Origin of the sequence: Streptomyces sp. NPDC051211 (assembly GCF_040689505.1) — a bacterium.
Lineage (GTDB): Bacteria > Actinomycetota > Actinomycetes > Streptomycetales > Streptomycetaceae > Streptomyces.
On the sequence record NZ_JBFBAV010000060.1, the window covers coordinates 1 to 14,210 of the forward strand.

The 14,210-nt window shown below is 71.7% G+C and carries 15 protein-coding genes and 1 pseudogene; 7 read left to right on the forward strand and 9 right to left on the reverse strand.

From position 1 onward, the window contains the following. Window positions 1-481 precede the first annotated feature (481 nt). On the forward strand, window positions 482-1,681 hold the full coding sequence (gene serB / locus AB0447_RS33425; RefSeq protein ID WP_366480669.1) for a phosphoserine phosphatase SerB: 1,200 nt from the start codon (window positions 482-484) through the stop codon (window positions 1,679-1,681). 60 nt (window positions 1,682-1,741) lie between these two features. On the opposite strand, the gene AB0447_RS33430 is transcribed toward serB, so the two are convergent. The 4 genes from AB0447_RS33430 to AB0447_RS33445 form a co-directional block, all read right to left on the reverse strand. Then, window positions 1,742-2,263: a histidine phosphatase family protein gene (locus tag AB0447_RS33430; RefSeq protein WP_366480670.1), complete on the reverse strand. Its 522-nt coding sequence runs from the start codon at window positions 2,261-2,263 to the stop codon at window positions 1,742-1,744. A gap of 94 nt (window positions 2,264-2,357) precedes the next feature. After that, window positions 2,358-2,639 (reverse strand): hypothetical protein, encoded by a 282-nt coding sequence (locus AB0447_RS33435; RefSeq protein WP_366480671.1) that lies wholly within the window; start codon window positions 2,637-2,639, stop codon window positions 2,358-2,360. A 190-nt stretch (window positions 2,640-2,829) separates the two neighbouring features. Next, entirely contained in the window at window positions 2,830-2,946 is a 117-nt protein-coding gene (locus tag AB0447_RS33440; RefSeq protein ID WP_366480673.1) for an SGM_5486 family transporter-associated protein, read from the reverse strand. 4 nt (window positions 2,947-2,950) lie between these two features. Next, a complete protein-coding gene (locus AB0447_RS33445) occupies window positions 2,951-4,246 on the reverse strand; it encodes an MFS transporter (protein WP_366480674.1) in 1,296 nt (431 codons plus the stop codon). Between the two features lie 78 nt (window positions 4,247-4,324). On the opposite strand from AB0447_RS33445, the gene AB0447_RS33450 reads away from it, so the two are divergent. Next, window positions 4,325-4,999: a FadR/GntR family transcriptional regulator gene (locus AB0447_RS33450; RefSeq protein WP_366480675.1), complete on the forward strand. Its 675-nt coding sequence runs from the start codon at window positions 4,325-4,327 to the stop codon at window positions 4,997-4,999. 181 nt (window positions 5,000-5,180) lie between these two features. Here the strand turns inward: AB0447_RS33450 and AB0447_RS33455 are convergent. From AB0447_RS33455 to fabG, 3 genes and pseudogenes are all read right to left on the reverse strand, one after another. Further along, window positions 5,181-5,405 (reverse strand): annotated as a pseudogene (locus AB0447_RS33455) (hypothetical protein); the annotation flags it as partial. A 483-nt stretch (window positions 5,406-5,888) separates the two neighbouring features. Continuing rightward, window positions 5,889-6,659, reverse strand: coding sequence for an enoyl-ACP reductase FabI (gene fabI / locus AB0447_RS33460; RefSeq protein ID WP_054221794.1), 771 nt, complete (start codon window positions 6,657-6,659; stop codon window positions 5,889-5,891). Between the two features lie 4 nt (window positions 6,660-6,663). Then, window positions 6,664-7,383, reverse strand: a complete 720-nt coding sequence (gene fabG / locus AB0447_RS33465) for a 3-oxoacyl-[acyl-carrier-protein] reductase (protein WP_366480676.1) — start codon at window positions 7,381-7,383, stop codon at window positions 6,664-6,666. 184 nt (window positions 7,384-7,567) lie between these two features. Here fabG and AB0447_RS33470 point away from each other — a divergent pair, with 184 nt between their 5' ends. From AB0447_RS33470 to tyrS, 3 genes are all read left to right on the forward strand, one after another. Further along, window positions 7,568-9,091 carry a TldD/PmbA family protein gene (locus tag AB0447_RS33470; RefSeq protein ID WP_366480677.1) on the forward strand — a complete coding sequence of 508 codons (1,524 nt, stop codon included), beginning with the start codon at window positions 7,568-7,570 and terminating at the stop codon, window positions 9,089-9,091. Next, window positions 9,091-10,485: a metallopeptidase TldD-related protein gene (locus AB0447_RS33475; protein ID WP_366480678.1), complete on the forward strand. Its 1,395-nt coding sequence runs from the start codon at window positions 9,091-9,093 to the stop codon at window positions 10,483-10,485. The genes AB0447_RS33470 and AB0447_RS33475 overlap by 1 nt, the downstream gene beginning before the upstream one ends. A gap of 64 nt (window positions 10,486-10,549) precedes the next feature. Then, the gene (gene tyrS, locus AB0447_RS33480) at window positions 10,550-11,818 is read left to right on the forward strand and encodes a tyrosine--tRNA ligase (RefSeq protein WP_366480679.1); all 1,269 of its coding nucleotides are present in this window, start codon (window positions 10,550-10,552) and stop codon (window positions 11,816-11,818) included. 93 nt (window positions 11,819-11,911) lie between these two features. On the opposite strand, the gene AB0447_RS33485 is transcribed toward tyrS, so the two are convergent. Further along, entirely contained in the window at window positions 11,912-12,187 is a 276-nt protein-coding gene (locus AB0447_RS33485) for a GlsB/YeaQ/YmgE family stress response membrane protein (RefSeq protein ID WP_366480680.1), read from the reverse strand. Between the two features lie 142 nt (window positions 12,188-12,329). Between AB0447_RS33485 and AB0447_RS33490 the strand changes: the two genes are divergently transcribed. Further along, a complete protein-coding gene (locus tag AB0447_RS33490) occupies window positions 12,330-12,656 on the forward strand; it encodes a DUF3099 domain-containing protein (protein ID WP_366480681.1) in 327 nt (108 codons plus the stop codon). A 130-nt stretch (window positions 12,657-12,786) separates the two neighbouring features. Beyond that, window positions 12,787-13,020 carry a hypothetical protein gene (locus AB0447_RS33495; RefSeq protein WP_366480682.1) on the forward strand — a complete coding sequence of 78 codons (234 nt, stop codon included), beginning with the start codon at window positions 12,787-12,789 and terminating at the stop codon, window positions 13,018-13,020. A 30-nt stretch (window positions 13,021-13,050) separates the two neighbouring features. Here AB0447_RS33495 and moaA read toward each other — a convergent pair whose 3' ends face one another. Next, window positions 13,051-14,040: a GTP 3',8-cyclase MoaA gene (moaA, locus tag AB0447_RS33500; protein ID WP_366480683.1), complete on the reverse strand. Its 990-nt coding sequence runs from the start codon at window positions 14,038-14,040 to the stop codon at window positions 13,051-13,053. Window positions 14,041-14,210 lie beyond the last annotated feature (170 nt).

Genomic DNA, 14,210 nt, shown 5'->3' on the forward strand with positions numbered 1-14,210 from the left:
GACCCGCACCTCAAACGCCGGCGGGGCTGGGGGGTACCCCCGGCGGGGCCGGGAGGCTTGGGGCTCCGCCCCAGACCCCGCTCCTCAAACGCCGGAGGGGCTGGAAATGCCAAACCCCGGCGGGAGGGGGCTCCGAGCCCGGCGGGGCCGGGGTGGTGCCGCCCCGGCGGGGGCACCCAGGCGGGGCTGGTTCGGGGGCACCCGGGCGGGTTGGGTGCGGGGGCACCCAGGCGGGGCTGGGTGCGGGGGCACCCAGGCGGGGCTGGGTGCGGGGGCACTCGGCAGGGGGTGGGTGCGGGGGCACTCGGCAGGGGGGTGCGGGGGCACTCGGCAGGGGGGTGCGGGGCACTCGGCAGGGGGGTGCGGGGGGCTTGGCAGGGGGGTGCGGGGGGCTTGGCAGGGGGTGGATAGGGGGGTGGGGTGCTCGAGGGGTGGGACGGGGGGGTCGGGGGGTGGGATGGGGGGATACGGTGAGGTCACCATGAGTGCTTCGCAGACCTCCGACGTCCCCACCCTCCTCGTCAAGATCTTCGGCAAGGACCGTCCCGGGATCACCGCCGGGCTGTTCGACACCCTCGCCGCCTACTCCGTCGACGTCGTCGACATCGAGCAGGTCGTCACCCGGGGCCGCATCGTCCTGTGCGTCCTCGTCACCAAGCCCGCCGCCGGCACCGAGGGCGACATGCGGGCGACCGTGCACAGCTGGGCCGAGTCCCTCAAGCTGCAAGCCGAGATCATCTCCGGCACCGGTGACAACCGTCCGCGCGGCAGTGGGCGTTCCCACGTGACCGTGCTCGGGCATCCGCTCACCGCGGAGTCCACGGCCGCCATCGCCTCCCGGATCACCGCCGCCGGCGGCAACATCGACCGTATCTTCCGGCTCGCCAAGTATCCGGTGACGGCCGTGGAGTTCGCCGTCTCCGGCGCCGAGACCGAGCCGCTGCGGACCGTGCTGGCCACCGCGGCCGCCCAGATCGGCGTGGATGTCGCCGTGGTGTCGGCCGGTCTGCACCGGCGGGCGCAGCGGCTGGTGGTCATGGACGTGGACTCGACCCTGATCCAGGACGAGGTCATCGAGCTGTTCGCCGCGCACGCCGGCTGCGAGGAGCAGGTCGCCGAGGTCACGGCGCGCGCGATGCGCGGCGAGCTCGACTTCGAGCAGTCCCTGCACGCCCGGGTCGAGCTGCTGGCGGGGCTGGACGCCTCCGTGGTGGACAAGGTGCGGGCCGAGGTGCGGCTCACCCCCGGCGCCCGGACCCTGATCCGGACCCTGAAGCGGCTCGGCTACCAGGTGGGCGTGGTCTCGGGCGGGTTCACGCAGGTGACGGACGATCTGCAGGAGCGGCTCGGGCTCGATTTCGCCTCGGCGAACACGCTGGAGATCGTCGACGGGAAGCTGACCGGCCGGGTGACCGGCGAGATCGTGGACCGGGCGGGGAAGGCCCGGCTGCTGCGGCGGTTCGCCCAGGAGGCCGGCGTACCGCTCGCGCAGACGGTGGCGATCGGTGACGGCGCCAACGATCTGGACATGCTGAACGCGGCTGGGCTCGGGGTGGCGTTCAACGCCAAGCCGGTGGTCCGGGAGGCCGCGCACACCGCGGTCAACGTGCCGTTCCTGGACGCGGTGCTGTACCTGCTGGGCATCACACGGGAAGAGGTCGAGGCCGCCGACCTGGCCTGACGGGCGTGCGGGCAGCAGGGCCCGGTGGCAGGAGCCGCCGGGCCCTGCTGTCGTACGGGGTCAGTGCTCCTGCGGGGTCCAGAACTCCTGAAGGGTGCCCACTCCGTGCTCCACGGACTTCCAGGAGCCGGTGAAGGTGAGGACGGCCAGGGCCGAGGTCGGGAAGCCGCTGCGGTTCATGCGCGGCAGGGTGTCGCCCTCGGCCTCCCCCGCCAGTGCGTCGGCGAGGGCGTGCATGCCGGGGTTGTGCCCGATGAGGAGCAGGTTGGAGACGTCGTCGGGGGTCTCGTTGAGCAGGGCGATGAGCTCGCCGAGCGAGGCCTCGTACAGGCGGTCCTCGTAGACGGTCTTCGGCCGGTGCGGCAGTTCCTGGACGGCGAGCTTCCAGGTTTCCCGGGTCCGGGCGGCCGTGGAGCAGAGGGCCAGGTCGAAGGTGATGCCGGTCTCGGCCAGCTTCAGTCCGGCGGCCGGGGCGTCCTTGCGGCCGCGTTCCGCCAGCGGCCTTTCATGGTCGCTCTCCTGGGACCAGTCGGCCTTGGCGTGCCGGAGGAGGGCGATCCTGCGGGGTGTATCGGCGCTCATGGATCCCAGCTTCGCATGAAACCGGCCACCGGGCGCAGGGTGTTGGAGGAGCTCACCCGTCGGGGGCGCGCTCCCTGCGCGCGCCCGGTCGCGGTCAGCCGAGGACCAGCAGGATCCGCTCGACGAGGTGGCCGAGCGCGGAGCCGTCGGAGGCGGCCTGCGCCTCGGCCGGACCGCTGAGCAGGAGGAAGAGGAACGCGAAGGCGAGGGCCGGCAGGGCCAGCGCCCACCAGGTGAGCCGGGCGTCGGCTCCGTGGCGGCCGGCCGGGGCGGTGGTCCGGTGGAGGTAGCCGGCCGGGGCGGTGGTCCGGTGGAGGTGGCCGGCCGGGCGGGCCGGGTGAGCGGGGTGGGCCGCCGGCTGGGTGTGTACCGACATCGCCGTCTCCTGGGTGTTCCGCCGGGTCCGTGCGCTGAGCGCGCCTTCCCTTGTGAATCTACGGATCCACGACGGCGGTTCCCATCGGGGGCACACCCCAGTCGACCCTGAACCTGGCCCCCTAGGGGATGGTGGGGCTAACCCCACCTCCCGGGGACCTGACGGATCCGCAGCCGATCCGGGACGGGGTTCAGGGGGAGGCGATGGTCGCGATGATGGCGATGATCACGGTCACGCCGAGCATCGCGCCGAGCACGATGCCGAGCTTCTTGTGGCCGTTCGAGGGGTTCGGTTCGAGGACGGGCATGCGGTCAGTTTCGCATGCCGCATTCGTCCTCGATCGTGCGGTCCCGTCCGGCGAGCACGCCCAGCACGATCTGCGGGACGAGCAGTCCGGCCATCAGCGCGAGCGGCAGGTCCCAGCCGCCGCTGTGCTGGTAGAGGGTGCCGATGAGCAGCGGGCCGGGGATGGAGATCAGGTAGCCGGTGGACTGGGCGAAGGCGGAGAGCCTGACCACTCCGGCCGGGGACTTGGCGCGCAGTCCGATCATGGTGATGACGAGCGGGAAGGCGCAGTTGGAGACGCCGAGCAGGAGGGCCCAGGCCCAGGCGCCGGCGGCCGGGGCGATGTAGAGGCCGAGGTATCCGGCGAGGCCGAACAGGCCGAGGGTGACGGCGATGGGGCCCTGGTTCCGCATCCGGCCGGCCAGGCCGGGGATGACGAAGGCGAGCGGGACGCCCATGACCATGGTGACGGCGAGCAGGACTCCGGCGGTGCCGGCCGAGACCCCGGCGTCGCGGAAGATCTGCGGGAGCCAGCCCATGGTGATGTAGGCGCCGGTGGCCTGGAGGCCGAAGTAGCAGGCCAGGGCCCAGGCCGTGCGGCTGCGGACGACGGCCGGGCCGGAGGTCGCCGCCCGGTCGGTACGGGCGTCCGCGCGGGCGGCGGCGCGGTCGCGGCGGAGCTCGTGGCGGGTCTGTCGGGCGATGGGCAGCCAGGGCAGTACGGCGGCCACCGCGAGGGCGGCCCAGATCAGCAGGCCGGTGCGCCAATTGCCGCCGAGGGCCTCGGTCATGGGGACGGTCGCGGCGGCGGCGAGCGAGGTACCGGCGGCCAGGGCCATGGAGTAGAGGCCGGTCATGGTGCCGACCTTGTGCGGGAACCAGCGCTTGACGATCACCGGCAGCAGCACGTTGGTGAGCGCGATGCCTGCGAGGCTGAGGGCGCTGGCGGCGAGGAAGCCGGCCGCGTTGTCCGTGAAGGGCCTGATCAGCAGGCCGGCAGCGACCATGCCCATGCCCGCGCAGACCACGGCGGCGGGGCCGAAGCGGCGGGAGAGCCGGGGCGCGGTGATGCCGAAGACGGCGAAGCAGAGGGCCGGGACGGAGGTGATGAGTCCGGCGACGGCTCCGCTCATCTGGAGGCCGGTGCGGGCCTCTTCGAAGAGGGCGCCGAGGCTGGTGATGGCGGGCCGCAGGTTGAGGGCGGCCAGCACGATGCCGACGATGAGGACGGGGCCGAGCCAGCCGGGCTGCGGGGCGGGCTGTTCGGGTGCGGTGCGGGCGGCGGTCGGCCGGTCGATGGTCTGGATATCTTCGTCGGACATTGAACCATCATAGAATCATGGGATGATTGGTTGTCCACCTTTGGACCCAATGGAACCGCATAGTGCCGAGAGGACCCCATGCCGCTGACCTCGCCCCGGCGCTCCGCGCTCGCCGACCAGGTGATCGCCCAGTTGCGGAACCAGATCACCTCAGGAGAATGGCCGGTCGGTGCCCGGATTCCGACAGAACCGGAACTCGTGGATCTGCTGGGGGTGGCCCGCAACACGGTCCGCGAGGCGGTCCGGGCCCTGGCACACAACGGCCTGCTGGACATCCGGCAGGGCTCCGGCACCTATGTCATCGCGACCAGCGAGCTGGCCGGCGTGATGCACCGGCGCTTCGCCGGAGCGGACCCCCGGCACATCGCCGAGCTCCGCTCCACCCTGGAGTCCTCGGCGGCCCGGCTGGCGGCGGAGCGGCGTACCGAGCGGGACCTCGTCCAGCTGGACGCGCTGCTGGCCCGGCGCGAGGAGGCGTGGGCCTCGGGTGACGCGGAGGTCTTCATCGCGGCGGACGTGGCCCTGCACATGGCGGTGGTCACCGCCTCGCACAACGACGTGCTCGTCGAGCTGTACGCGGACCTGGGCGACCTGATCCGGGACTGGCTGCGCGGGGACGTGGGCCCGGACCTCACCCCGGAGTCGCATCTGGACCATGCGCGGCTGATCGAGGCGATCCGGCGCGGGGACGCGGACACGGCGGCCTCTGAGGCCGCGGGCTATCCGTTCGTCTGCCTGGGCAAGCAGGGCTGACCCTCGGCCCGCGGCGGCCGCACCGGGTGCGGCGGCTACGTCGGCTACGTCGGCCGCATCGGCTGCGGCGGCTGCGGCTGCGGCGGCGGCGGCTGCTGCGGCGGCGGCTGCGGCGGCGGCGGCGGCTGCGGCGGCTGCTGCGGCGGCGGCTGCGGCGGCTGCGGCGGCTGCGCTGGAGGCTTCAGCCGCGCCCGTGGCTGACCCAGGCCGAGCGGACCTCCTTCCAGCAGCGGCCGATGAGCTCCACCCGGCCGGCCGGTTCGACGGCCACCGGGGCGCTGTCCCCGTCCACGTCCCACCAGCGGTCGCATTCCACGTGCAGCCGGACCAGGTCGGTCCGCGGGAAGGGGTTGTGGCAGACCGCCGTGACGGTGGAGCCGAGGATGCGGGTGTCGCAGTCGGCGCCGAAGAGGTCCTCGGCCGACGGCCGGGCCGGCTGGGCGGGCGGTTCCACCGGCAGTTCGGCCGGGTGCACGACGGCCGGCTCGGGCGGGGCCGGCTCGGGGACGATCCCCTCGGGGACGACCGCCTCGGGGAGGACCCCTTCCGGGACGACCGCTTCCGGAGCCGGAACGGCGGCCTCGGGGCCGGGCGCGGGGTCCGCACCGGAGGACTGGGCGACCGCGCCGGGGATCAGGAGACCGGTCAGCACGACCGAGGTGACCAGCAGCGATACCGCTCGGCTCCGCCTCGTGCGCACTCCGTACCTCCTCCCCGCAGTGCGCCGGGAAATTCCCGACCCGGCCAGTTTGCAGGCATTCGCCCCTTTTCTCGACTCGGAAGATCCGGGCGGCCGTGCGCAGAGCATCGCCCGGGGAGGAACCGGGGGCAGGAAACGCGAAGGCCGCGCCCCCTCGGGGGCGCGGCCTCGGCCGTACGAGGAGAGTGCTCAGGCACCCATCGCGTGCAGACCGCCGTCCACGTGGACGATCTCGCCGGTGGTCTTCGGGAACCAGTCCGACAGCAGGGCGACGACGCCCTTGCCGGCCGGCTCCGGGTCGCTCATGTCCCACTCCAGCATGGAGCGGGAGTTCCAGACGTCCGCCAGCTCCGAGAAGCCCGGGATGGACTTCGCGGCCATCGAGCCGATCGGACCCGCCGAGACCAGGTTGCAGCGGATGTTCTCCTTGCCCAGGTCGCGGGCGAGGTAGCGGCTGGTGGCCTCGAGCGCAGCCTTGGCCGGGCCCATCCAGTCGTACTGCGGCCAGGCGTACTGCGCGTCGAAGGTGAGGCCGACGACGGCCGCGCCCTCCGCCGGGAACAGCGGCTTGCACGCCATGGTCAGCGACTTCAGCGAGAACGCCGAGACGTGCATGGCGGTGGCGACCGACTCGAACGGGGTGTTCAGGAAGTTGCCGCCGAGGGCGTCCTGCGGGGCGAAGCCGATCGAGTGGACGACGCCGTCCAGGCCGCCGAGCTCGTCGCGGACGAGGCCCTCCAGGCGGGCGAGGTGCTCGTCGTTGGTGACGTCGAGCTCGATCACCTTGACCGGCTTGGGCAGCTTCTTGGCGATGCGCTCGGTCAGCGTCGGCCGCGGGAAGGCGGTGAGGATGACCTCGGCGCCCTGCTCCTGGGCCAGCTTGGCGGTGTGGAAGGCGATGGAGGACTCCATCAGCACACCGGTGATCAGAATGCGCTTGCCGTCGAGAATTCCGCTCATGTGATCAGTGACCCATGCCCAATCCGCCGTCAACGGGAATGACGGCTCCTGTGATGTACGAGGCGTCGTCCGACGCGAGGAAGCGCACGGCCGCGGCGATCTCGGCCGGCTGCGCGTAGCGGCCGAGCGGGACCTGCGCGACGATGCCGGCGCGCTGCTCGTCGGTGAGCACCTTGGTCATGTCGGTGTCCACGAAGCCGGGGGCCACGACGTTGAAGGTGATGTTGCGGGAACCCAGCTCGCGGGAGAGGGAGCGGGCGAAGCCGACGAGCGCGGCCTTGGAGGCCGCGTAGTTCGCCTGGCCGGCCGATCCGAGCAGGCCGACGACCGAGGAGATCAGGACGACGCGGCCCTTCTTGGCGCGGAGCATGCCCCGGTTGGCGCGCTTGACCACCCGGAAGGTGCCGGTGAGGTTGGTGTCGACGACGGAGGCGAAGTCCTCCTCGGACATCCGCATCAGGAGCGTGTCCTTGGTGATGCCGGCGTTCGCCACCAGCACCTCGACCGCTCCGTGCTTGTCCTCGATCTCCTTGTAGGCCTGCTCCACCTGCTCGGAGTCGGTGATGTCGCAGCGGACCGCCAGCACCCCCAGCTCGGTGAGCTCGGCCGGCGGCTCGCCCGAACGGTACGTGATCGCGACCTTGTCGCCGGCGTCGACGAAGGCGCGGGCGATGGCGAGGCCGATGCCCCGGTTTCCTCCGGTGACGAGAACCGAGCGGCTCAACGGATCACCCTTTCGCTAGCGGTCTGGATACCGAAAACCTAGCGGTCCGACCGCTCGTACGGAGAATCGGGCTCCGACAGGGCCTTGGGACGGGCTCTGTCGAGTCCCTACAGAAAGAGGTAGGCACATCGGCGCCGGGCGCGACATGATCGGAGCGACCGGTCCCGACCACGGGAGGACTTCCGTGCCCCATTCCATCGACGCGGCCTTCACCGCGCTGCCCCTGCGGGCGCTCGCCGACGCGGCGCTCGCCCGGGCCCGCGCGCTCGGCGCCGACCATGCCGACTTCCGGCTGGAGCGGATTCGCAGCGCCTCCTGGCGCCTGCGGGACGCCAAGCCCTCAGGGGGGTCCGACACCACCGACCTCGGCTACGCGGTCCGGGTGGTGCACGGAGGCAGCTGGGGCTTCGCCTCCGGGGTGGACCTCACGATGGACGGCGCCGCCAAGGTGGCCTCGCAGGCCGTCGCCATGGCGAAGCTGTCCGCCCAGGTGATCAAGGCGGCGGGTTCCGACGAGCGGGTGGAGCTGGCCGACGAGCCGGTGCACGCCGACCGGACCTGGGTCTCCGCCTACGACGTGAACCCCTTCGAGGTGCCGGACGAGGAGAAGGCGGCCCTGCTGGCCGACTGGAGCTCGCGGCTGCTGCGCGCCGAGGGCGTGGCCCATGTGGACGCCTCGCTGCTCGCCGTGCACGAGAACAAGTTCTACGCCGACACGGCCGGCACCGTGACCACCCAGCAGCGGGTCCGGATCCACCCGCAGCTCACCGCGGTGGCCGTCGACGACAAGACCGGCGAGTTCGACTCCATGCGGACCATCGCCCCGCCGGCCGGCCGCGGCTGGGAATACCTGACCGGCACCGGCTGGGACTGGGACTCCGAGCTGGAGCAGATCCCGTCGCTGCTGGCGGAGAAGATGCGCGCGCCGAGCGTCGAGGCAGGCCGGTACGACCTGGTCGTCGACCCGTCGAACCTGTGGCTCACCATCCACGAGTCCATCGGGCACGCCACCGAGCTGGACCGGGCGCTGGGCTACGAGGCGGCGTACGCGGGCACCTCCTTCGCCACCTTCGACCAGCTCGGCAAGCTGACGTACGGCTCCCCGATCATGAACGTGACGGGTGACCGGACCGCCGAGCACGGCCTGGCGACCATCGGGTACGACGACGAGGGGGTCCAGGCGCAGAGCTGGGACCTGGTCAAGGACGGCACCCTGGTCGGCTACCAGCTGGACCGGCGGATCGCGAAGCTGACCGGGCTGGGCCGCTCCAACGGCTGCGCCTACGCGGACTCCCCCGGGCACGTGCCGGTGCAGCGGATGGCGAACGTGTCGCTCCAGCCGGATCCCGGCGGGCTGTCGACGGAGGACCTGATCGGGGGTGTCGAGCGCGGGATCTACGTGGTCGGCGACCGCTCCTGGTCGATCGACATGCAGCGCTACAACTTCCAGTTCACCGGGCAGCGCTTCTTCAAGATCGAGAACGGGCGGCTGGCCGGCCAGCTGCGCGACGTCGCGTACCAGGCGACCACCACCGAGTTCTGGGGCTCGATGGAGAAGGTCGGCGGCCCGCAGACGTACGTCCTGGGCGGCGCCTTCAACTGCGGCAAGGCCCAGCCGGGCCAGGTCGCGGCGGTCTCGCACGGCTGCCCGTCCGCTCTGTTCCGCGACGTCAACATTTTGAACACCACGCAGGAGGCCGGACGCTGATGGCGACGAATCGCACGAAGCCCCACGAGATCGTCGAGCGGGCCCTGGAGCTGTCCGCCGCCGACGGCTGTGTCGTCATCGCCGACGAGCACTCGACCGCCAACCTGCGCTGGGCGGGCAATGCGCTGACCACGAACGGTGTCACCCGCGGCCGGACCCTGACGGTCATCGCCACGGTCGACGGCAAGGAGGGCACGGCCTCGGGGGTCGTGTCCCGATCCGCCGTCACCGCGGAGGACCTGGAGCCGCTGGTACGGGCGGCGGAGGCGGCCGCGCGGACCGCGGGTCCGGCGGAGGACGCCCAGCCGCTGGTGACCGGCACCCCGGCCTCTCCCGATTTCACCGACGCCCCGGCCGAGACCTCCTCGGCCGTGTTCACCGAGTTCGCCCCGGCCCTCGGCGAGGCCTTCGCGCGGGCCCGCGCGGGCGGCCGCGAGCTGTACGGCTTCGCCAACCACGAGCTGGTCTCCTCGTACGTGGGCACCTCGACCGGGCTGCGGCTGCGCCACGACCAGCCCAACGGCACCCTGGAACTCAACGCCAAGTCCCCCGACCGGCAGCGCTCCGCCTGGGCCGGCCGCTCCACCCGGGACTTCAAGGACGTGGACCCGGCGGCGCTGGACGCCGAGCTCGCCAAGCGGCTCGGCTGGGCCGAGCGGAAGATCGAGCTGCCAGCCGGCCGGTACGAGACCCTGCTTCCGCCGACCGCGGTGGCGGACCTGTTGATCTACCAGATGTGGTCGGCGGCGGCCCGGGACGCCGTGGAGGGCCGTACGGTCTTCTCCAAGCCGGGCGGGGGCACCCGCCTGGGCGAGAAGCTGTCCGAGCTCCCGCTGACGCTGCGCAGCGACCCGAACGAGCCGGGCCTGGAGTGCGCCCCGTTCGTGATCGCGCACAGCTCGGGCGACGACGCCTCGGTGTTCGACAACGGGCTGCCGCTGCCGCCCACCGACTGGGTGCGGGACGGCGAGCTCGCGCACCTGAGCACCACCCGGCACAGCGCGGGCCTGACCGGGCAGCCGGTGGCGCCGACGATCGGGAACCTGATCCTCGACGCGGGCGGCGAGAGGTCCCTGGAGGAGATGGTGGCCGCCACCGAGCGCGGGCTGCTGCTGACCTGCCTCTGGTACATCCGCGAGGTGGACCCGGCCACGCTGCTGCTGACCGGTCTGACCCGGGACGGCGTCTACCTGGTGGAGAACGGGGAGGTCGTCGGCGAGGTGAACAACTTCCGGTTCAACGAGTCGCCGGTGGACCTGCTGTCCCGGGCCACCGAGGCCGGGCGGACCGAGAAGACCCTGCCGCGCGAGTGGAGCGACTGGTTCACCCGGGCCGCGATGCCGGCGCTGCGCATCCCCGATTTCAATATGAGTTCGGTCAGCAAGGGCGTCTGACCCCCATAGACTGGGACCTGCACTTTCATCCTTCCCGAAGATCCTTCAAAGGAGTCGAGAGACCGTGACGGACATCGTCGACGAACTGAAGTGGCGCGGGCTGTTCGCCCAGTCCACCGATGAAGAAGCGCTGCGCAAGGCCTTCGCGGACGGTCCGGTCACGTTCTATTGCGGCTACGACCCGACGGCGGCCAGCCTGCACGTCGGCCACCTGGTGCAGGTGCTGACCATGCGCCGGCTCCAGCTGGCCGGAAACCGGCCGCTGGCGCTGGTCGGCGGGGCCACCGGCCAGATCGGCGACCCGCGGCCGACCGCCGAGCGCACCCTGAACGATCCGGCCGTGATCGCGGAGTGGGTGAACCGGCTGCGCGCCCAGATCGAGCCGTTCCTGTCCTTCGAGGGCGAGAACGCGGCGGTCATGGTGAACAACCTGGACTGGACGGCGGGCATGTCCGCCATCGAGTTCCTGCGGGACATCGGCAAGCACTTCCGGGTCAACAAGATGCTGACGAAGGACTCGGTGGCCAAGCGGCTGGAGTCCGACCAGGGCATCAGCTACACCGAGTTCAGCTACCAGCTGCTCCAGGGCATGGACTTCCTGGAGCTTTACCGGCGCCACGGCTGCACCCTGCAGCAGGGCGGGTCCGACCAGTGGGGCAACCTGACGGCCGGTCTCGACCTGATCCACCGGGTGGAACCGGACGCGCAGGTGCACGCGATGGCGACCCCGCTGATGGTCAAGGCGGACGGCACCAAGTTCGGCAAGACCGAGGGCGGGGCCGTCTGGCTCGACCCGGAGATGACCACGCCGTACGCGTTCTACCAATTCTGGCTGAACGTGGACGACCGGGACATCTCCACCTACATGCGGATCCTGTCCTTCAAGTCCGTCGCGGAGCTGGAGGAGCTGGAGGCGCAGACCGCCGAGCGGCCGCAGGCGCGGGCCGCGCAGCGGGCGCTGGCCGAGGAGCTGACGGCTCTGGTGCACGGACCGGAGCAGGCCGCGGCCGTGATCGCCGCGTCGAAGGCGCTGTTCGGGCAGGGCGAGCTGGCGGAGCTGGACGAGGCCACGCTGGCCGCGGCGCTGTCCGAGCTGCCGCGCGCCCAGGTGGCGGAGCTCGGCCTGGTGGTGGACCTGTTCGCCGAGACCGGGCTGGTCGCCAGCAAGTCGGCCGGACGCCGGACGGTGAAGGAGGGCGGGGCCTACGTGAACAACGTGAAGGTCACCGCCGAGGACGCGGTCCCCGCCAAGGAGGACCTGCTGCACGGGCGCTGGCTGGTGCTGCGCCGCGGCAAGAAGAACCTGGCCGCGGTGGAGGTCACCGGCGCCTGAGAGCGCGGCGAAGGGGCCGGTGCGGACCGCGGTGTCCGTACCGGCCCCTTCGTCGTGCCCGGGCCGTCCGCCTCGGCTGGGCGGCCCGCTCGTTCAGGCCGTCCGCTTGCTGCCGCGGAGCGCCATGTAGACCATGTCGCCGACCCCGACGACGAGGACGGCTCCGGCGAGCTGCAGCAGGTGCCGGATCCAGTCGATGCCCCTGGTCTCGTTGACGCCGATCCAGGTCGCGACCGCGTTGCCGAGGATCGCGCCGGCGATGCCGAACAGGGTGGTCAGCCACAGCGGCTGGTGCTGCCTGCCCGGCAGGATGGCCCGGGCAATCAGGCCCAGCACGAATCCGACGATGATCGCCCACAACCAATGCATGTCGCCTCCTCGTGGCGCGTGTGCGCATGTGGGCCCAGCTTCAACCAGACCGGTCGATTGCGCATTTCGGGCACCGCCGTCCGTGGGACGCCCGGAGGGACCCCCTCTCCCCCGCCCCGGAGACCGGGCGTACGGTGGAAGGGTGAAGAAGCGGAACGGAACCGAGGTCTTCCGGATCACCGGGGCCCGGATGGGGCTCGCGGAAGACGTGCGGGGGCGGCAGCGCCGCTATGTGATCTCGATGTCCATCAGGACCCTGTCGGTGATACTGACCGTGATCCTGTGGGACGTGGAACGGCATGTGGCGGTGGTGACGCTCATCGCGGGCGCGCTGCTGCCGTACGTGGCGGTGGTCATCGCCAACGCGGGGCGCGAGAACACCCCGTCGCTGCCGTCGAACTTCATGCCGTCACCTGTGCGTCCCGCACTGGAAGCGGGAAACCTCAAGAAAAGCTCAGATCAATCATGAAGTTCCGGTGCACCGCACCCGGTCCTGCGTGACATACTGCCTACGCGCTCCGCATCCCCCGTCGGAGCGACGGACCGACGCCGGGCAGCTCCCCCCGTGGCTGCTCGGCGTCGCCCTTTAGGGTTGAGGCGTGAACTCCCCTGACACCTCGGGCCCCACGGCCCCCATCTGCTCCGCCAAGGGCTGCCGCGTCGCAGCGGTCTGGGTCCTGGTGTGGAACAACCCGAAGCTGCACACGCCGGAGCGCCGCAAGACCTGGCTGGCTTGCGAGGAACACCGCGAACACCTCTCCCAGTTCCTGGGGGTGCGCGGTTTCCTCAAGGACGTCGTCGCCCTCGAGGACTGGGAAGAGCAGCAGGCCTGAGGCCCGAGCAGGGGCGGAACGCTCGGGGCGTCAGCCGCCGATCGCCGACATCGGGCGGTCGGGCTGCAGGAAGGACGGGTCGTCGAGGCCGGAGCCGGCCTTCTTGCCCCACATCGCCACCTTCCACAGGCGGGCGATCTCCTCGTCCGGGGCGCCCGAGCGGAGGGCCGCCCGCAGGTCGGACTCCTCGGTGGCGAACAGGCACGTACGCACCTGGCCGTCGGCGGTGAGCCGGGTGCGGTCGCAGGCCCGGCAGAACGGGCGGGTGACCGAGGCGATGACGCCTACGGTGGCCGGGCCGCCGTCCACGAGCCAGCGCTCGGCGGGGGCGGCACCACGGGCCTCCTGGCCCTCGGGGGTCAGCTCGAAGCGGGTGCGCAGGGACTCCAGGATGTCACCGGCGGTGATCATTCCGTCGCGCTTCCAGCCGTGCTGGGCGTCCAGCGGCATCTGCTCGATGAAGCGGAGCTCGTACCCCTGCTCCACCGCCCAGGCGAGCAGGTCGGGGGCCTCGTCGTCGTTGAGGCCGGGCATCAGGACGGCATTGACCTTCACCGGGGTGAGGCCGGCCTCGCGGGCCGCGGCCATGCCCTCGATGACGTCCTTGTGGCGGTCCCGGCGCGTGAGGGTCTTGAAGACCTCGGGGCGCAGGGTGTCCAGGGAGACGTTGACCCGGTCCAGGCCGGCGGCCTTGAGGGCCGTGGCCGTGCGCTTGAGGCCGATGCCGTTGGTGGTCAGGGACATCTTCGGGCGCGGCTCCAGGGCCGCGCACTGCTCGACGATGCCGACCAGGCCGGGGCGGAGCAGCGGCTCGCCGCCGGTGAAGCGGACCTCGGTGACGCCGAGGTCGGTGACGGCTATCCGGATCAGCCGGACGATCTCGTCGTCGGTGAGCAGATCGGGCTTCGCCAGCCACTGCAGGCCCTCCTCGGGCATGCAGTACGTACAGCGCAGATTGCACCGGTCGGTGAGTGAGACGCGCAGGTCAGTGGCCACGCGGCCGTAGGTGTCGAGAAGCACTGTGGGCCCCCTCCCCTGTCCGGATCCGTAGAGGTCAGCGCAGCTCAAGGTGGGTGCGTGCGCTGTATTCGAGCCTACGTGACGCTTGTGACATGTAGATGTCCCCGAATGAACGAGACGCGACGCGGCCGCGTCGTACGGAAGTACGACGCGGCCACGCTGGGTGTTCG